This is a genomic window from Anabaena subtropica FACHB-260 (assembly GCF_014697105.1).
Lineage (GTDB): Bacteria > Cyanobacteriota > Cyanobacteriia > Cyanobacteriales > Nostocaceae > Trichormus > Trichormus subtropicus.
The window spans coordinates 121,750-139,181 of the sequence record NZ_JACJRF010000004.1; the positions used below are offsets into that span (position 1 = coordinate 121,750).

19 protein-coding genes are annotated in these 17,432 nt (G+C 37.3%); 8 read left to right on the plus strand and 11 right to left on the minus strand.

The annotated features are described in order from the left end of the window. Window positions 1-103 precede the first annotated feature (103 nt). Window positions 104-298 carry a hypothetical protein gene (locus H6G18_RS03700; protein ID WP_190405734.1) on the plus strand — a complete coding sequence of 65 codons (195 nt, stop codon included), beginning with the start codon at window positions 104-106 and terminating at the stop codon, window positions 296-298. A 163-nt stretch (window positions 299-461) separates the two neighbouring features. Here H6G18_RS03700 and H6G18_RS03705 read toward each other — a convergent pair whose 3' ends face one another. Beyond that, window positions 462-1,004 carry a GAF domain-containing protein gene (locus H6G18_RS03705; RefSeq protein WP_190405822.1) on the minus strand — a complete coding sequence of 181 codons (543 nt, stop codon included), beginning with the start codon at window positions 1,002-1,004 and terminating at the stop codon, window positions 462-464. A 179-nt stretch (window positions 1,005-1,183) separates the two neighbouring features. On the opposite strand from H6G18_RS03705, the gene H6G18_RS03710 reads away from it, so the two are divergent. Further along, complete coding sequence (locus H6G18_RS03710; protein ID WP_190405735.1) at window positions 1,184-2,488, plus strand: AAA family ATPase; 1,305 nt, start codon at window positions 1,184-1,186, stop codon at window positions 2,486-2,488. Then, complete coding sequence (locus H6G18_RS03715) at window positions 2,481-3,089, plus strand: RloB family protein (RefSeq protein ID WP_190405736.1); 609 nt, start codon at window positions 2,481-2,483, stop codon at window positions 3,087-3,089. Before H6G18_RS03710 ends, H6G18_RS03715 begins: the two co-directional genes overlap by 8 nt. 56 nt (window positions 3,090-3,145) lie before the next feature. Here the strand turns inward: H6G18_RS03715 and H6G18_RS03720 are convergent, their stop codons facing one another. The 4 genes from H6G18_RS03720 to H6G18_RS03735 form a co-directional block, all read right to left on the minus strand. Next, window positions 3,146-4,381, minus strand: coding sequence for an LL-diaminopimelate aminotransferase (locus H6G18_RS03720; protein WP_190405737.1), 1,236 nt, complete (start codon window positions 4,379-4,381; stop codon window positions 3,146-3,148). 320 nt (window positions 4,382-4,701) lie between these two features. Next, window positions 4,702-4,968, minus strand: a complete 267-nt coding sequence (locus H6G18_RS03725; RefSeq protein WP_190405823.1) for a hypothetical protein — start codon at window positions 4,966-4,968, stop codon at window positions 4,702-4,704. Between the two features lie 25 nt (window positions 4,969-4,993). Beyond that, window positions 4,994-5,230: a hypothetical protein gene (locus tag H6G18_RS03730; protein ID WP_190405738.1), complete on the minus strand. Its 237-nt coding sequence runs from the start codon at window positions 5,228-5,230 to the stop codon at window positions 4,994-4,996. A 145-nt stretch (window positions 5,231-5,375) separates the two neighbouring features. Beyond that, window positions 5,376-6,146: a hypothetical protein gene (locus H6G18_RS03735; protein WP_190405739.1), complete on the minus strand. Its 771-nt coding sequence runs from the start codon at window positions 6,144-6,146 to the stop codon at window positions 5,376-5,378. Between the two features lie 160 nt (window positions 6,147-6,306). Between H6G18_RS03735 and H6G18_RS03740 the strand changes: the two genes are divergently transcribed. Together H6G18_RS03740 and H6G18_RS03745 are read left to right on the plus strand one after the other, a co-directional pair. Beyond that, complete coding sequence (locus tag H6G18_RS03740) at window positions 6,307-7,017, plus strand: TIGR04283 family arsenosugar biosynthesis glycosyltransferase (RefSeq protein ID WP_190405740.1); 711 nt, start codon at window positions 6,307-6,309, stop codon at window positions 7,015-7,017. A 329-nt stretch (window positions 7,018-7,346) separates the two neighbouring features. Then, a complete protein-coding gene (locus H6G18_RS03745) occupies window positions 7,347-7,973 on the plus strand; it encodes a DUF2996 domain-containing protein (RefSeq protein ID WP_190405741.1) in 627 nt (208 codons plus the stop codon). Window positions 7,974-8,044: 71 nt separating this feature from the next. Here the strand turns inward: H6G18_RS03745 and H6G18_RS03750 are convergent, their stop codons facing one another. Further along, window positions 8,045-8,275, minus strand: coding sequence for a hypothetical protein (locus tag H6G18_RS03750; protein ID WP_190405742.1), 231 nt, complete (start codon window positions 8,273-8,275; stop codon window positions 8,045-8,047). A 70-nt stretch (window positions 8,276-8,345) separates the two neighbouring features. After that, window positions 8,346-9,137: a YdcF family protein gene (locus H6G18_RS03755; RefSeq protein ID WP_190405743.1), complete on the minus strand. Its 792-nt coding sequence runs from the start codon at window positions 9,135-9,137 to the stop codon at window positions 8,346-8,348. 80 nt (window positions 9,138-9,217) lie between these two features. On the opposite strand from H6G18_RS03755, the gene H6G18_RS03760 reads away from it, so the two are divergent. Then, window positions 9,218-10,072, plus strand: a complete 855-nt coding sequence (locus H6G18_RS03760; RefSeq protein WP_190405744.1) for an HIT family protein — start codon at window positions 9,218-9,220, stop codon at window positions 10,070-10,072. Between the two features lie 71 nt (window positions 10,073-10,143). On the opposite strand, the gene H6G18_RS03765 is transcribed toward H6G18_RS03760, so the two are convergent. The 4 genes from H6G18_RS03765 to H6G18_RS03780 form a co-directional block, all read right to left on the minus strand. After that, entirely contained in the window at window positions 10,144-10,590 is a 447-nt protein-coding gene (locus H6G18_RS03765; RefSeq protein WP_190405745.1) for an acyl-CoA thioesterase, read from the minus strand. Between the two features lie 75 nt (window positions 10,591-10,665). Further along, the gene (locus H6G18_RS03770) at window positions 10,666-11,754 is read right to left on the minus strand and encodes a T3SS effector HopA1 family protein (protein ID WP_190405746.1); all 1,089 of its coding nucleotides are present in this window, start codon (window positions 11,752-11,754) and stop codon (window positions 10,666-10,668) included. 147 nt (window positions 11,755-11,901) lie between these two features. Continuing rightward, a complete protein-coding gene (locus tag H6G18_RS03775; protein WP_190405747.1) occupies window positions 11,902-13,137 on the minus strand; it encodes a phosphotransferase family protein in 1,236 nt (411 codons plus the stop codon). Window positions 13,138-14,110: 973 nt separating this feature from the next. Beyond that, window positions 14,111-14,431: a TMEM14 family protein gene (locus tag H6G18_RS03780; protein ID WP_190405748.1), complete on the minus strand. Its 321-nt coding sequence runs from the start codon at window positions 14,429-14,431 to the stop codon at window positions 14,111-14,113. A 98-nt stretch (window positions 14,432-14,529) separates the two neighbouring features. Between H6G18_RS03780 and H6G18_RS03785 the strand changes: the two genes are divergently transcribed. Both H6G18_RS03785 and H6G18_RS03790 read left to right on the plus strand, forming a co-directional pair. Beyond that, window positions 14,530-15,882 carry an ATP-binding protein gene (locus tag H6G18_RS03785; protein ID WP_190405749.1) on the plus strand — a complete coding sequence of 451 codons (1,353 nt, stop codon included), beginning with the start codon at window positions 14,530-14,532 and terminating at the stop codon, window positions 15,880-15,882. Between the two features lie 153 nt (window positions 15,883-16,035). Further along, a complete protein-coding gene (locus H6G18_RS03790; RefSeq protein WP_190405750.1) occupies window positions 16,036-17,322 on the plus strand; it encodes a tellurite resistance TerB C-terminal domain-containing protein in 1,287 nt (428 codons plus the stop codon). Window positions 17,323-17,432 lie beyond the last annotated feature (110 nt).

Here is a 17,432-nt window from a genome sequence, read left to right on the forward strand (position 1 = left end):
AATATATGAAGATACCCTAAATCCAGCTATTATCCAAATATACGTGGAAGATACAACTTTTCTCCGACCTATGGGACTAGATGCGTGCGACAGAGAGGGCAATATGTACAGCAAAGACGACATCCAAGCCATGCTAGATAGCATGAATGTGTCAGACGTGCTAAAGATTATGTCGCAAATTTGTTATGAAAAAGCAGAAAATCTGCGCTCTGACTGGCAAGACATAGAAACAGCCAGAGCCTGGGAAAAAGTTGGTAGAGCAGTCGGCAAAATAAAAATCAAAACTGAGCTATATTAAGTAGCTAGTAACTGGCTACTTAGTAGCTACTTAAGTATATACTTATAAATCCTATGTTCAGAGAATAGTTCACAGGATTTTTAAATACTTAGGGGTGAATTCTTTAAATAGAATAGTCAATAGTCAACAGTCAATAGTTATGAACCAAAAATTAGGGTTTTGACTATGGATTATGGACTATGGACTTTTTCACGTAGTCAACGACTGAAGATATCAATTTGCCTTCTAATTGAGTAACAATAGCGCGGTCTGATTCTGACCAAACACGACTTTCAGCAAACACACAAGGCTGCAAAACTCCCCAAAGTTGACCATTGTGACATAGGTGAGCATGAATCAGCGCTCGATGACCAAAGTTTTGGCTCTCAAACTCTTTATTCACAACTGTGGGATCTGCGGTTTCCACATCTTCGACATAAATAGAAGGAGCAGTCCGCAGTGCAGCTGCAAACATAGGGTCTACTTGTGGTAGTGATGCTGGTTCTAATTCCCACTCAGAGTTGCCAATATCGGGAATATCGGGATTGCGCCGCCAGCAGTGAGTAATTTTGCCAAACTTAGTTTGAGGATTTCGCAGGTATAAAAAACAGCGATCGCACTTTAATACTTGCCCAAGTATAGGCAGCAAAGCAGAAAATAAAGCATCCGGCTCACTGTATTTATTGAGAACACTTTGGATAGTTCTGGGTAGAGCTTGGTCAGTCATGGGAATACAAGTTAAGTTCTGGAATATCTTCTCAATAACCAAGAATGAAACACATCGACCCCGCGATACAGACATAACGGTTATATTTACTAGATTCCATTCATGACAATAACCGCTATGCTTAAACTATATATTTGTGAAATTATCTCAAATATGCTATTTAATGCTTAGAGGTGACTATGCTCATAGAGTTTAGTATTGGTAATTACAGATCATTTAAGGATAAAGTTACCTTTAGTATGGTGGCAGCTAATATTGTTGCCAAAGAAAAGCAACTTGATGAAAACAATGTTTTTACAGTTGATGATGAACTGAAATTACTTAAAAGTGCTGCAATTTATGGTGCTAATGCTAGTGGTAAAAGTAATATAGCAAAAGCTCTCAGCTTTATGAAGTGGTTTATGATCAACTCTTCTAAAGAAACTCAAAGTACAGAGAAAATAGGAACTGAGCCATTTAACTTAAGTACGGAAACTGAGACAAAACCCTCTCTATTCGAAATTGTATTTATATTAGAAGGTAAAAAGTATAGATATGGGTTTGAAGCTAATGAAGAAAGAGTATTTTCAGAGTGGTTATTCTATGTTCCTAAAACAAGAGAGACTCGTCTATTTGAACGTACTAATGATGGAGATTCTGACAAAATTAATCTATCTCAAACCTTCAAAGGTGAGGGTATTCATCCCAAAACTAGACGCAATGCGCTTTTTTTATCAGTAGCTGCTCAATTTAATGTTAAGATTGCCGAACAAATTTTAGATTGGCTAACAAGAAAAATAAAAGTAATTTCTGGTTTAAATGATAGAGGTTACTTAGATTATACAGTAAAATGTTTAGCAGAAGATAGTGATAATAGAAAAGATATTATTAATCTCATCAAGCAATTAGAACTAGGTATTAGTGAAATAAAATTAGAAGAGATGGAAATTACTCCTGATTCTGTTATTACAGAAATACCAAATGAACTTAAAAGTTTACTTTTTCCAACTGGAGTTTTCAAAAAAACTGCTATTAACACTCTACATAAAAAATTCGATAAAGAGGGTAAATATGTTTCTATGGAGCTATTTGATCTTAAAGGACAAGAATCTGAAGGCACTCAAAAGATAGTTGCTATTGCAGGTCCATTAATAGATACTCTCAAGAACGGGAAAGTTTTGATATTTGACGAATTTGATGCAAGACTTCACCCCCTTATCAGCCGGGCTATTGTTGAATTATTTAATTCTCAAGAGACTAATCGTAATAATGCACAACTAATATTTATGACCCATGATACCAACTTGTTGAGTAACAAACTTTTTCGCAGAGACCAGCTTTGGTTTACAGAAAAAAACAAATATGGTGCTACAGATTTATATTCTTTGGTTGAATATAAGATACGCAATGATGCCTTATTTGAGAGTGATTATATTAAAGGCAAATATGGCGCAATTCCATTTATTGGTGACTTAAGCCAAATTATCAGTGAGTCTGATGCCTAAAAATAATTCAAGGCGAGGATCGTCGCGTGGTTATGCTGAGAGAACAGTTGCAACCAGGGAAATTAGACAAAGATTTTTAATTATTTGTGAAGGTGGTACAACGGAGCCAAATTATTTCAAAAGCTTTCGTGTCCCTAAAGATGTGATAGATGTTAGAGGGTTAGGGTTTGATCCAAGTAAATTAATTGAAACAGCAAAAAAATTAAAAACTCAAGAAGATTACGATCAAGTTTGGTGTGTATTTGATCGTGATGATTGGACTAAACAAAATTTTAATAATGCTTTTGCAAATGCTGAAAGAGAAGGAATTAAAGTCGCTTACTCTAATGAAGCTTTTGAATTATGGTATGTGTTGCACTTTGAATTTCTTAATACTGGAATTCTCCGCAGCGATTATATTGATAAGTTGGATAGATTTCTGGGAAAAAAGTATAAAAAAAATAGCCCAACAATTTATGAAGAGATAGAGAATAAACAAGCAAATGCTATCAAAAACGCTAAAAATCTTCTCAAGCAGTATGAACCTATTAATCCAGAAACAGATAATCCTTCAACAACAGTACATCTTTTAGTTGAAGAGTTAAATAAATTTATTAGATGATATTTGATAATAGTGCTGTTTTGATTGGAGGGTGGGCATCGCCCACCACCAAATGATTACACCTTAAACTTTTCGGTAATTCGTTTCATCGCTTCTTCTACATTCTCCCGGCTATTGAATGCACTAATGCGGAAGTAGCCTTCACCAGCCGCACCGAAACCAGAACCGGGGGTTCCAACTACGTTGACTGTTTGTAGCAACTTATCAAAGAAATCCCAACTGGAAAGACTATTAGGAGTTTTCACCCAAACGTAAGGTGCGTTTACACCACCGTAAACTGATAATCCGGCGGCTGTGAGTTTTTCGCGGATAATTTTGGCGTTTTCTAAATAGAAGCTGACGAGTGCTTTTACTTGCGCCTGTCCTTCCTCTGAATACACTGCTTCGGCTCCCCGTTGGACAATGTAAGACACACCATTAAATTTGGTAGACTGGCGGCGGTTCCACAACTTCCACAGTTCCACATCGCTACCATCGGCGGCTTTAGCTTTCAGGGTTTTGGGAACGACGGTTAAGGCGCAACGAGTACCTGTGAAACCTGCATTTTTGGAGAAAGAACGAAACTCAATCGCCACTTCCCTCGCTCCTGCAATTTCATAGATAGAATGAGGTAGGGACGGGTCGGTAATGTATGATTCGTAGGCAGCGTCAAAGAAAATAATCGAGTTATGAGCTTTGGCATAATCTACCCACGCCTGGAGATGTTCTTTGGTGGCGGTTGCACCTGTAGGGTTATTGGGAAAGCAGAGATAAATTAAATCTACTTTCTGAGAGGGAATTTCCGCAGTGAAGTTATTTTCGGCGGTGACGGGTAAATAAACTAAACCTTCAAACTCGCCTTTGTCGTTAGCAGAGCCAGTATGTCCTGCCATGACGTTGGTGTCTACATAGACAGGATAAACTGGGTCAGTGACGGCAATGATGTTATTATTGCCAAAAATATCGAGGATATTGCCTGTATCGCACTTAGAACCGTCGGAAATGAAGATTTCGGAAGCGTCTACTTCAGCACCCCGTGCTTGGAAATCTTGGACGGCAATTTTCTCCCTTAACCAAGCATAACCTTGTTCTGGGCCGTAACCTTTAAAAGATGCGCGATCGCCCATCTCTTCCACAGCTTTAATCATGGCAGTCCGGCAAGCTTCCGGCAATGGTTCGGTGACATCACCAATACCCAAGCGAATAATCTGAGCATCAGGGTTGGCTTCGGCAAAGGTATTAACCCGTCTTGCAATTTCGGGGAATAGGTAGCCTGCTTTGAGTTTGAGATAGTTATCGTTAATCGTTGCCATAGTATGAGTTGAAAAAACTGCCTAGATAAAACAGCTTACTGTGAATTAGTTATCAATGTGCAGTCTAGTTATTTTGACTGTTTTCACATGATCAAAGCAATACTAAAAATATCTGAATGCAGCGTAAATCAGGCATTTGTGTCTTTTCTTGTCAACTTTTCAGCTTCTATATTTCCAGAGTCACTTCAATACAATGGTGCTACAATTTTGCTGAAAATTCATCAACCCCTTGGGATGGCTTATCTCACTGTTGCTGATTTCGACAAGAATTTCCAACTCAAACAGACTTTAATTTGAGAAAAGGCATTATGGCTTAAGAGCTACAAGTCCTCAGATGAAATGTTTCCTTTAATTAAACGGTGAAGCAAGCGACAAGGCCAAAAGCAGGCTCCACAAAGACTTACAGAGGCAATGACAACAAAAACACGCCAGTAATCTTTCAGTTGATTAGCAGACTCTGACGGTTCGTTTTGCCTATCTTTGGTTAATTCCGGCAAGGAACGAGATAGTTGGCTGGCTGTACTTACCCCTTCAATCGCCGCTCCCATCAGATAAGCTACAAGGGCAATACTGAGCCAGTGATTCATCATATTTTATTGGTCAATTTTCGTATTAATGATTTTCTTGCTCTAAAGATAATCGGCTTTCAGCCGTGTCTCTAATTAGCGGCAATTTAGATTTTATATAAGTATTCAGGCTACTATCTGCTTGTGGGTCTAGTCCCTGCTTAACTTTTAATTGCTGGAGGAGCAGTTGTACTAGAGTTATATCATCAAACTGGAGTAAGGTGCTGACATTAGTAGACTCAATTACAGCCCAAAGCTGTTGCATCATTTTTGTAGTAATCATGAGTCTCTAACCTCTTAAGCTTTTCTTTATATTTGCACGGTTTCCTTGTTTGTGCCAAATTTCTGTAAAATAGTTAATTAATCAACACAATTGCCACAAATTGAATTTCAGCAGGCTATCTGCACTTAACAAAGCTGATGGTCTATTATTTTTGAGACGAGAGAAAAGTATTTATACTGTAAATAATATTGCTATTACTTTTTTCGTTGGTATAGTCTTGGTGAATAGGGATAGTTTCCTGCGATCGCAACACTAATGCCGGACGATAAACTCTACCATAACGGGTATTTTTTTCTTGGCTATCAATTCGCAGAATATTGCCTAAGGGATATTCTTTAACTTTACTACCACGCAAGCCTTGGTATTCTATCACTACTTTATTCAAGCTTTTGTAAAAAGTGCAGATGACAATGGGATATGAAACTAAAAAAATCCCACTAATGATGAATGTACTTATGATTATTAGGTAAATTGAAGATTCCTGCCATAGATGTTGTCTAACTGATAGATAGGTTTGTTGTGAATAGATGAAATTATTGATTTGAGTAGAAATCTGCTCATTTTTTTGATAGCTACCAGTTGCTGATAAAAGATTATATTCCCCAAAGGGAGTAGAAATTACGACTTGATAACTTCTGCTACCTTTACTTCCAACTATAGTTTTTATTCTAGCCTCTTGGAGATCAAAAATTTTCTGTTTTTGCGTCTTTCCTATTAAATAATAATATTTTAATTCACAATTACTGCCACTTTTTGATATGCGCTGACAACTGAGACTAGCTGAAACAGCAGTGAAAAATACTAAATAAATCAAAAAACATAGACCACAGGTAATTAAAAAGCCTCCTGTCCACCAATTACTAATTGGAAAATGCTTCATTGTTAGTCTGTTACGGGTTTGGGCCAAAACTTTCATCAGTGCGTACCCTTGTATCAAAAACTTGACTTATGACCATATTGTTCCCTCTAGCTAGAACAGATTTATCAGCTGATATCATGTCCAATTAAAGACTTATATATTTGTTCAGGTTAGTAATGACTAATTACCCTGAATAAAAAATTCAGTAAAGGTAATTATGGGTAAAAATCTGGAGAATATTAAAATTTCTATTGTCATTCCAGCGCTCAACGAAGCAGAAAATATTCAACAGGCGATCGCCACTACTCAACCTAGTGCAGATATAGAAGTGATTGTGGTAGATGGTGGTTCACAAGATGATACGGTGGCGATCGCTCAATCTCTGGGTGTAAAAGTTATCTCGTCATTTCCAGGGCGTGCGGTGCAAATGAACGCGGGAGCAACGCTGGCTATGGGCGAAATTCTGTTATTTCTCCATGCAGATACACGCTTACCTGTTGGGTTTGATGAGATTATTCGTGCAGCGTTACAGCAGCCTGGGGTAATAGCAGGGGCGTTTGCTTTGCGGATAAATGCAGACTTGGCTGGTTTACGTTTGGTAGAAAAGGGAGTGTATTGGCGATCGCGTCTTTTACAAATGCCTTATGGCGACCAAGCAATTTTTATGACGAAGGCGGTATTCCAGCAAGTGGGCGGGTTTCCGGAGTTACCCATAATGGAAGATTTTGAATTGATGCGACGCTTAAAACGTGTTGGTAAAATTGCTATTCTCCCTGTAGCAGTGGTAACTTCAGCCCGGAGATGGTTGCAAAAGGGAGTTTTCAAAACCACATTAATTAATCAAGTTGTGATTGTTGCGTATTTACTTGGTGTAGCACCAGCGCAACTTCGTAGTTGGTATCGCCAAGGAAGATTTTTCAAATTTTAAGCTATCTGGATTTAGGGACTTCTTGATAAAAAATATCCAAACTGTAGGGTGCGTCAGTGTGATAGAACCTAACTATACTCAGAAATTATTCATACTGACGCACCCTACCCAACCATCAATTGCGGATAATTTATTTTTTGGTGTTCCCTTAGGAAACTAAAAGGATTTTGAATTTTGAATTAGAGCGAAGCGACTTGACTGCCTATCCTATGTCAAAATGAAAGTAATTTATGACTAAAAGGTGAGCGAAGGGCTATGCCCCACCTTTCCTGCGGAATGCTCCGCGAATGGCGATCGCTCTACAAGCTAGACAAAGGATGACCTGAGCAATGGCAGATCCAAGCAATCAAAATCAAGCGGGAGACGCGGTTCCCAGCACTGTTAATCAACAGGCCCCTACTGTCGCCGAAGAAAACGCCCCCAGTACTAGCGAACCAGTAGCAACAAATATCCCTACTGCCAACGCGCCAGATCCCCAAGCAGCAAACCCGAAGACTAACCCCAATGCTGCTAAACAAACTGCTGCACCTCCCAAAGAAGAAAAACCAGCCGCCGCTAAAGCCGCAAAAAAAGAGAAAGCCCCATCTGTGGAAGACAAGCCTTTTGTAGAGTTCATGGAGCAAGACTACTTGCCAGCTTTGCAAAATGCCATTACTGCGGAAGGAGTAAAAGATTTACAGCTTTCTTTCGCCAAGCAAAAGCTACCCATTGCTGGTTTATCATCAACCGAAGAATGCTGGCAAGTAATTGGTAGTTGGCAAAACGGACAGCGCCAGTTTAACGTGTATTTTCCCGATGAAGATATCCAAGGCAAAAAAGGCTTTTCTTGCAATGAAGGCAGAAGACCTAGCACTCTGGAGTCATTTTTAATCGATGAGCGCAAAATTACACTCGATATGTTGGTATCTCGTCTTGTGTATCGCTTGAATGGTCAAAAGTGGCTAGGGAGAAATTAGTTTAATTTGTACAAATAATAGATGACGGCTCTAGTAATAGGGTCGTTATTTATTATCAATGACTAATTAAGCTAAATCTTGGGGGAACGTCGAAACCAGGAGAAAATATTCACTTCGCAGCGCATTCGTTTTAGCTCTTGGCGATGTTCCTCGGCAGTTATGTAATACCACTCACAATAGCGCTGAAATTCTGAGCGTTTCTGGACTTCATAATAAAAATGATGAGTCGTTTGGTAAGCAGCAAAAGTTTCTTCAACTTGAGGTTGAGGAGAAGGCAAAATATAAGGTAAGTTTTCTGACATATATTTTGGAGATTAGGAACTAGAGACTGAAAACAGGTAGAGGAGCAGAAAGCAGTTGACTATTGACTAATTACAACCAACCGCGTAACCAATAAATAAAGCTACCAATATATTCTTTAAGGGCGCTAGTGAATTGGTGTAAGTTGTAAGTATCTGGTAATAAATTCAATATGGCGGCTTTAGGAGTGTTGCCTAGTTCTTGTAGTTCACCTTCACTAACCAAAAAGTCAGTGGGTGCGGGGATGATATCCATACCTTGACGCTGGAAAATTTTGAGCGATCGCGGCATATGTAATGCTGATGTTACCAATAATACTTGACGAATACCACGGGACTCTAAAATTTTCTTGACATTGACGGCATTTTCATAAGTATTGAGTGAGTCGGGTTCTTGAATTAGCGCCTCAGAGGGAATACCGAGAGATGTAAGAATATCTGCCATATCTGCTGATTCTGATGAACCGCTTCCGCGCCAATCGACACGTCCTCCACTAAGGATAATAAATGGGGCTTTTTTTTGTCGATATAGTTGAGCAGCATAGATGACGCGATCGCCTTGTTCGCTTAAATCAACTGAAGGTCTTGGAGGAAAAGCTGATTTAGTGGCTCCACCCAATACTACTATGGCTTCGGCATTAGGCAATTGTGCTGGGGGTATATTTTGCCATTCTAGCGATCGCACTAAGTATTTAGCAACCCAGCCGTTACTACAAAATAACAATAAAATTAGCGATAAAACTATGGCCGTAGTCGCAATACGTGGATGTTTCCGCAAAGTTATTAGTGCTACTACTAAACTGAGACTGGCTAATCCCAAAGGATAAAAAAATAATGGCAGTAACTTAGATAGATATAAAAACATACTTATTACCGTATTATTTGGTATCGCGGATTGAGTTTTGGTTGTGCTAAGACAGGGGAACAGATTAATATCAGATTTCCATGAAACAGCAAAAAAATCAATTTAGCCATCTCACTGCCATTGAAAGAAGTTATTTATCATTTCCTGCTCAGTTCTTACTCAACCAAAACCTACTTCAAGGGCAAATATTAGATTTTGGTTGCGGCTTTGGTAATGATGTTAAATTATTGCATCAAAAAGGCTTTGATATTATAGGTTATGATCCTTACTATTTTCCCCAATATCCTGATCATAAATTTGATACTATAATTTGCTTTTATGTATTAAATGTTTTATTTTCCGAAGAGCAAGCTAATGTCCTCATGGAAATATCACATTTATTAAAGCCAGGGGGAAAAGCTTATTATGTTGTGAGAAGGGATCTAAAAAAAGAAGGCTTTCGAGAACATTATGTTCATAAAAAGCCTACATATCAATGTATAGTCAAACTTCCTTTTCATTCAATCTATTTGGACGAAAGCCGGGAAATCTACGAGTATAAACATTATAATAATCAAAGAAATTCTACTAATTACTGTATATTTTGCAATCCCAATAAACAATTAAAGTTATTAACTGAATCAGCAACTGCTTACGCTATCTTTGATGGCTATCCTCTGACTAAAGGACATATTTTAGTTATTCCTAAACGTCATGTTAGTAACTATTTTCAACTCCCCATGAAAGAGCAATCTGCTTGCTGGTTGATGGTCAATAAAGCCCAAGAACTTCTCAAAAAAGAATTTTCACCTGATGGCTTTAATGTAGGTATGAATATCAATCGAGCCGCCGGACAAAAGATTATGCACACTAGTATTCATATCATCCCTCGTTACAAAGGTGATGCTATGGGTGCTAAAAGTGGAATCAGGAATGTCATCCCCAAAAGACAATAAATAAAACACAAAAATATCATTTAACCTTTGCAATATCTTGTATTTAAGGGAACACCTTCTTTGCAGAATTATTAGATAACCTCTCTAGCTTTACGCCTTTCTACTTCCTCTGTTTCTTTACGATAGCTGTTCAACCACTGAATAATTTCCGGAGAGAGTTCTTGCTTACTTCTACTACTCGCATCAATACAAACGTGTCGAGTAATCGCCTTAGCAATTAGTATATCTGCCAAGAAAAGCTCATAGTTAATTTCAAATTTGTCTACACCTATTTTTTGGGGCATTAAGCTAATTATTACTTGATCACCACAAAATAGCGGGCGGAAAAAATCTACACTAGCGTGAACAATTGGTAGAGCGACATCAGAATTAGTAAAAAACGCTTTCAGCTTAATTCCTGATGTTCCTAAAGATTCTTCGTAAGCTTCATGACAAATGCTGAGGATATTAGCAAAATATACCACTCCCGCAGCGTCGGTATCTGAAAAGTGAATTGTTCGGGTATAAGTGAAAGGCATATTTAAAAACGTAAAATAAAAAAATAGCAGACTGTAAGCCTGCTTTACAAAATCATATTACTGTGCAAATACAATTTATAGCTTTAACGGTGAATATATATCTTCAGAGGTAGGGTTAAGATAAGGACGCTGCAAATCTATAGAATGACGTTGAAAGTGTTTGTTAATCGTCTTCATGCGTTCTTCTACTGCGTTCTTACCTTTATGCCAAGCTTCTAATAAAGCGTTAGCGACAATTTGACAACGATTCATGCCAAAACTTTCTTGTGCGGCAAATTTTTGAGTTGGTTCTTCAGCTAGACTCAAACCAGGTGCTAAGAACTTAGTAAACAGTGGTATTTCTGACTGAAAATAACCTTGATACTCTTTATATATAACCTGAAGGATTTTGTGAATCGCTGGATAGTCTTCGTGTTGAAAGTAGAGTAATCCTGAGTCATAGCGTCCGTAGGCGCAGGGATTGAAAAGAACTTGAAAGGTAAAAGGAATTGCGGCTGCGTTGAATTGCTGCGTTAAATTATCCATGAGTGCGATCGCACCAGCAGCACTAAAATTAAAATATATTCTTCCTGTGCCTAAGTCAGCATCCGGGTTTCCTGACTGTTCCTGCCCTACATCGCTCACCGCCAAGTAATAACCGTTTTGCAATCGATTGTTAGGCATCCAAATTGCCACTGATTCCCCAACAGCCGCAGATTTTTTGCTGGGTTTGAGATGACAATCTGGTTCAATATATAAAGTTAAACCGCCTTTAGTAACCGCCATACTACCATCAGGTTCCTTACGTAACACCTGCCAACTAGGGTCAAAATAACCTTTTCCATGATTACTGGCTTGCAGTTGTTCGTAAAATTCCCAATCGATGCCTACAGTCGTATTAGTTGCTAAATTTTGTGGTACTGAGTAATTAGCATAATCATCAGTAGCTAAATGACTTTGTAAGACACCATTATAATAAATGCCATAAAGGAAATTACGCAGAAGTAAAGCGAGATATTTATTTTGTAGGGCAACCGAGTTATGCTGAAATCTATCTGCTACTTTGGGTGGTAAAGCAAAAGGTTGATAACTGGGATGGTAGATACAAAAGTTTGGCTCAATTTGGATATTAGTAGCAATATCCATTAAGGAATTAAGCAGTGGGTTAGCAGAAGAATCTAGCATCAATCAATTCCAAACTCAAAATTGATAATTTAGAAAAACCCTACAGGGCAAAGATCCTGGTTATAATATTAATTTTCAACCAATGGATGACAAATTCAAAATTCAAAATAGATAATTTTGCTTTTTGAATTGTTCATATTTCTAGTTTTAGCAACCACGTAAGCGAGTTTTTTCATAATAGAGGCGAACTAGCTGTTTTTCCTTATCAGGATGTGATGTGTGATGAACCTTTGCTACCGGAGAGAGGATTTCTGCCTCCGAAATCCCAAAAATACTTAGTACAGATTTCTCAGGTATTGTCAGGAGATTTTTGGCTACTTGGAGCATATAAATGTCAGAATTATCAAATAATTTACAGTTGTTAATTTTATCTTGAATTTGGTGAATTAAAGCCAAGCCTGTAAACTTGATAACTCGTACCAAAAAATCAGGATGATATTCCAAAATCATTGGGAAGGCTTGCAAATAAGCTTGTAGTAAAGCTACTAATGATGGTTGAATCTCTTCTAGTGGTATCATTGCCAGCTGTAAAGAGTCTGCCAATTCAAGAGTAGGATCTACCACTAAACTCTCCAGCCAAAGTCCTAAATAACTAGCTAAAATAGTTCCTATATCAAAAGCTGGATCTCCCCAAGTGCAGGCCTCCCAATCAATGAATTGCACTAGGCAATTATCTAATTGGTTCCATCGGGAATGAATTAAAATGTTGTTGAGATTGAGATCGTTATGAGTTAGACAGCAAGCATTCCACTCATAAGCCAAGTCAGAGATCGCAGCTTCTAAACTCTCATAACTTTGATAAAGGACATGGAATTTTAAGGCTTCAGTAGAAATTTTACCAAAAATCGCTGGATTCAGAGAAGCTATTCCTTGTGCTGGATTGTAAAAATGATAGCGGAACTGTCCTTGCGGCGCAGTTGCCATAAAATTACGATATTCTTTACCTTGAAAGGTAGTACGGTGTAGTGCCGCTAACGTCGTTCCAATAGCACCTGCAATCTCTGTGGGAAAAACGTTGCTATTTTGATAAGACTCCCGCAAATCTATGTATTCACTTAAATAACTGCGAACGAGGATAGACTTTTCCTCATCAAAATGTACCACTAAGGGAGCGATCGCAGAAATGTTACCTAGAACTGGAAACTGTTGTAGTAATTGGTGAAATAGCCATTCATTAAACAATTCATGGAGAATTCCATCATTTGTAACACCACGTTCTTGTTTAACTAGCAGTTTGCGATTACCTGCTAAATCCACCACTAAATTGCAATTCTTATTGTTACTTGGCAACTCAAATATCTCTGATTTGCCATCTTCTGAGCTACACAGACCTGCTGCTTGCAGATACTGGATAACGTTTTGAGAAGACAGTGGTAATAACATGGATTATTTCCTAGTTCGTAAAATTGCTGAGATAATCAACTAATCTCAAAATTGGTTTAGCTTTAATCGTCTAGGTAGATAACAACAAGGATATGAATATAAATCATGATTGCTTTAATCTATAAATATCTCATCTCTTTTATCAATACCTGCCAAAATGGCAAAACAACCTTTATTTTTACTTTAATTTTTGATGCTATCACTATCAAATCTTTAAAATCAATATATTTGCTTATTAAGAAAAATTAGCGCAGTTTATTTAAAATCTTGTTGTCATTTATGATTAATTTTTTCTCGCTTATAAATAACTGCTAATTGATTAGTAGGTTTTCTACTGAAAAATTTCTTCCATCCGCTCAATTATTAACTTAAGCAAGTATCTGGAGACAGATGTATCAGTATTTATTCATTTCGGGAAAATTTTATTTTTTCATAAGATAAATCTATAAAAAGTATGATACATAAAAACTAATTTAATGCTAAATATCACTTTGATCTCTGAAAACCAGTCTCACTTACTCCGCCACATAGAGCAGAAAATCTCATCCAGAAAAAATTGTAAAAATTGTTACATTTAAACCTGAATGATCAAAGCGATTAATTTGACATGGGGTATTACTTTTATTTATCATCACTACCCTCAAAAAAACCGGATACTTTAGGCTGGTAGTAATTATTTTTTTGAAAAAATATTAGAATTATACCTGTGTACCATGCCCATACTTCATACCAAAACGGCTGTGGTAATAGTTAAATAAGCAAAAATTATGTAATCAGCACTGCTTTGCTGAATATTTTAAAGTTATAAAAAATACACTATTTACTTAATAAATAGACAGTTCAGGCACGAAAAAATCTAGCTTACACCTAATTTCTCTGCATCTCATGTCTTAACTTATTCACATTTTAGTAATATAAATGTACTATATAAAAAACCCAATACAGAGAGTTGATTTTTACTCACTTTTTCATGTTACTTAGGGGCAACCAGCTGATTGATCAAAACTGCTAGTGTCAACATACCTAAAATAGTCATTAATCCAGCAGGCATAAACTTACGTGTTTTAGCTAATCTTAATGCAAAGAATACTACTAGAGCAGCCGTCACAACAGTTGCTAAAATCAAACCCCAAGTTTGCCCTTGGAGTTGCAAGTAAGCAGCAACAAATAGTAATAGACCGCTTAAAATACCACTGAGGAGGGAGACTTGACTATTAGCCTGAAAGTAGCCAATAATGCCACCAATAAGAGCTAACATACCATAGGCGATCGCAGCAATTATACTTAAATTCATTGTTAAACCCTATGTAAACGTTGGTTAAGTGGTCAACAGTCAACAGTCAACAGTTAAAAATGAAATTTTGGACTATGGACTAATGACTAAGTTAATTGATGGATAATCCAGCAATGTCAGTAAGTACTTCTTCCCATACCCAGGTTAAATTTCTCCAACGCCAAGCAGCGTCACTTTTACTGTACCAATCAGTCTTGCAAACCGATGTTGGTATTGCATTCCAAGAACTTTTACAAGCCATACGCTACGCTGATGCTGATGCACGGGGTTGTCTTCAAGCTTATGGCAATTACTTTCACTCTTTAGCTACTAGAAAGCAAAACTGGGAAGATTATCTCATTTCGCAGATTTTGATTGCCGAAAATCCCTTTAGCAAACTTACCCAGCACCAAGACCAAGACTTTGAACATTTACCCCCAGCCCTAATATTAGCCGTAAAACATGATTTACAGGTGTTGCAGAGTCTTTATGAATGTAATAGCGCTGTTTTGAGTGAATGGGTACAATCTGTAGCCCATTTACCCATTTCTCCTGTAGTCTGGTATTTGGAACAGAATGATATAGCGATAGACACAGGATTATCTTTACATCATTTAGAACATTGGGCGGATGCAGTAGAAGACTTAGCCGCTTATTATCAGAAATTTGGGACAGGTTTATTTGCACAATATCGTGCCTTACGCTGGCAAAAAGAGGAACTTGTCGGCATTCCTTACCCTGACCCAGTTAAACTAAGTTCACTCGTAGGTTACGAGTCACAACAAGAGATGTTGTTGAAAAATACAGAATTTTTATTATCGGGGCAGACAGCGCTGCATGTATTACTTTACGGTAGTCGTGGAGCGGGAAAATCTTCGCTAGTCAAAGCCTTATTAAATGAATATAGTGATCGTCAACTCCGCTTATTGGAAGTGACAAAATCAGACTTAAAGGATTTACCAAAGATTGTAGAACAGTTACGCGGAGTGCCGCAAAAATTTATTATCTTTGTTGATGATTTATCTTTTGAAGAAGATGATGATGCCTTCAAAGCGCTAAAAGTTGTCCTGGAAGGAAACTTGACTGCTCGTCCCCAGAATGTAGTTGTCTATGCTACGTCAAATCGCCGCCACCTGATTCGAGAATTTTTTGCAGATAGACCTAACCTGAAAAATCACGAAGAAGTCCATGCTGGAGACACGATGCAGGAAAAACTTTCCTTTAGCGATCGCTTTGGTCTTACTCTCACCTTTGAAGCTGCCGACCAAAACACATATCTACAAATTGTACGTCATCTAGCAGCCCAAGCCGGAATTAGTATCAACCCAGAAGATTTAGAATATCAAGCATTACAGTGGGCAACGCGCCATAATGGCCGTTCTGGACGTACAGCACGGCAATTTGTAGATTTTCTGAAAGCAGATATATCACTCATTGGGACAGATGACAATATCTTAGATACACAATTATGAAAATAATTGTTGCATGATTTCAATATTTTGTTACTTTCACAACAATCTTATGCACAAACACTTACAACTAGAATTACTAACACCAAAATATGAAGATTAATCATTGTCAATGCTGCTCTCCCAAAAAACTTAATTACGCTAAAAATCAGCAATATGCAACCAGTAATAGTAAGTAATCGATTTATTTTAGGCATAGTTGCCTTTAGTGTGAGTTTTGGTTTGAGTCTAGTTCCTAAATGGGATTTTAGCCAAGCTTTTTTCACAGCTGTAATTACAGTAATAGCTACTTATGCAGCAGCTTTATTTGTCGATAAGCGGCGGAGAAATTATGAATTATTACTTTTAAGTTCCCTTCGTAAACGGATTAACGAAATGGAGGGACTAAAATCCCGTCTAGCCAGAGAAATCGAACAACTAGAAAATAATCGTGGTTTATTGTATGCAGAGTCAAAGCAAATACAAAATCAAATTATAGAATGCCGTAATCAAAGAGATAGTCTTCACCGAGATTTAGGTAATTTTGCCAGCCAAAGAAAACAGATAGAAGCGGAAGTTCACAACTTAAAAACTGCAATTTATAGCTTAGAGCAAAATCAAATAGAATTGAATACTTCCTTATCTACACTCGTGACAGAAAAACGCCGACTGGAATCTAACTATCATACTCATCGTGCTGAAATAACCCAGTTGCAAGCCCAAATCAGTAACCTACAACAAGAAAAACAAGAACTTGAAAGTAGTGTCACTTTGTTAGGACGAATCAAACCTCAACTAGAAGAAAAACTATATGAACTAAGAATTGCTATTCAAGATTTGGAAGTTGAAAAGAACAAACAAAATCAAATACTGCTAGATACAAGCAATGAACAAGAAAATTTAGCTGCTAATATCATTTATTTACAAATTCAAGCAAACGAACGACACACCGAATTACAGCAACTACAAAACGAAATTTCGCTTTTACAGCAAGAAAGAGACCTCCTACAAAACCAAGTTTGGGAACTCTTACAACAAACAGAAACTTTTAATCAAGAACCCCTAACTATAAATACAACAGAACAAGAAAGCGAATTCTTCCCTTTCTCAGATATTTTGGAAAATTTAGATAAGTTAGAAGCTGAAAATAATACAGCTAAGACTTTACCAGAAGAATGGAATATATTCTTAAAGCAGTTACCTAGTCATGAAATTCAAGTATTAAAAACTATAGTAGAGCAAGATAATCCCAACCCATCTATTAAAAAAATTGCTGAAGCTAACGTTACGATGCCGAATCTGTTGATTGATTCGATTAATGAGTGTGCTAATGATACTATTGGTGAATTAATAATTGAAACAAATTTAGAAGTACCAAGAATTTATTCAGAACATATAATCAACGTCAGAAATATAATTTCTTTGTATGAAAATCTTATGACTAGACACGTAGCCTCAAATTAAATACCTCTAGCTCGTTGTAAAATTATTATTGAACTCTTGCTCATCAACAGCGTACACAAAAAAACGCATGAAATAGAGACTAGAGGCTAGAAAACAATATATTCGACCCA

Bases quoted from the DNA above. Each gene is read 5' to 3' on its own strand.
- H6G18_RS03700 (WP_190405734.1), top strand. From the start codon at position 104: ATGTACAGCAAAGACGACATCCAAGCCATGCTAGATAGCATGAATGTG.
- H6G18_RS03705 (WP_190405822.1), bottom strand. From the start codon at position 1,004: ATGACTGACCAAGCTCTACCCAGAACTATCCAAAGTGTTCTCAATAAA.
- H6G18_RS03710 (WP_190405735.1), top strand. From the start codon at position 1,184: ATGCTCATAGAGTTTAGTATTGGTAATTACAGATCATTTAAGGATAAA.
- H6G18_RS03715 (WP_190405736.1), top strand. From the start codon at position 2,481: ATGCCTAAAAATAATTCAAGGCGAGGATCGTCGCGTGGTTATGCTGAG.
- H6G18_RS03720 (WP_190405737.1), bottom strand. From the start codon at position 4,381: ATGGCAACGATTAACGATAACTATCTCAAACTCAAAGCAGGCTACCTA.
- H6G18_RS03725 (WP_190405823.1), bottom strand. From the start codon at position 4,968: ATGAATCACTGGCTCAGTATTGCCCTTGTAGCTTATCTGATGGGAGCG.
- H6G18_RS03730 (WP_190405738.1), bottom strand. From the start codon at position 5,230: ATGATTACTACAAAAATGATGCAACAGCTTTGGGCTGTAATTGAGTCT.
- H6G18_RS03735 (WP_190405739.1), bottom strand. From the start codon at position 6,146: ATGAAAGTTTTGGCCCAAACCCGTAACAGACTAACAATGAAGCATTTT.
- H6G18_RS03740 (WP_190405740.1), top strand. From the start codon at position 6,307: ATGGGTAAAAATCTGGAGAATATTAAAATTTCTATTGTCATTCCAGCG.
- H6G18_RS03745 (WP_190405741.1), top strand. From the start codon at position 7,347: ATGGCAGATCCAAGCAATCAAAATCAAGCGGGAGACGCGGTTCCCAGC.
- H6G18_RS03750 (WP_190405742.1), bottom strand. From the start codon at position 8,275: ATGTCAGAAAACTTACCTTATATTTTGCCTTCTCCTCAACCTCAAGTT.
- H6G18_RS03755 (WP_190405743.1), bottom strand. From the start codon at position 9,137: ATGTTTTTATATCTATCTAAGTTACTGCCATTATTTTTTTATCCTTTG.
- H6G18_RS03760 (WP_190405744.1), top strand. From the start codon at position 9,218: ATGAAACAGCAAAAAAATCAATTTAGCCATCTCACTGCCATTGAAAGA.
- H6G18_RS03765 (WP_190405745.1), bottom strand. From the start codon at position 10,590: ATGCCTTTCACTTATACCCGAACAATTCACTTTTCAGATACCGACGCT.
- H6G18_RS03770 (WP_190405746.1), bottom strand. From the start codon at position 11,754: ATGCTAGATTCTTCTGCTAACCCACTGCTTAATTCCTTAATGGATATT.
- H6G18_RS03775 (WP_190405747.1), bottom strand. From the start codon at position 13,137: ATGTTATTACCACTGTCTTCTCAAAACGTTATCCAGTATCTGCAAGCA.
- H6G18_RS03780 (WP_190405748.1), bottom strand. From the start codon at position 14,431: ATGAATTTAAGTATAATTGCTGCGATCGCCTATGGTATGTTAGCTCTT.
- H6G18_RS03785 (WP_190405749.1), top strand. From the start codon at position 14,530: ATGGATAATCCAGCAATGTCAGTAAGTACTTCTTCCCATACCCAGGTT.
- H6G18_RS03790 (WP_190405750.1), top strand. From the start codon at position 16,036: ATGCAACCAGTAATAGTAAGTAATCGATTTATTTTAGGCATAGTTGCC.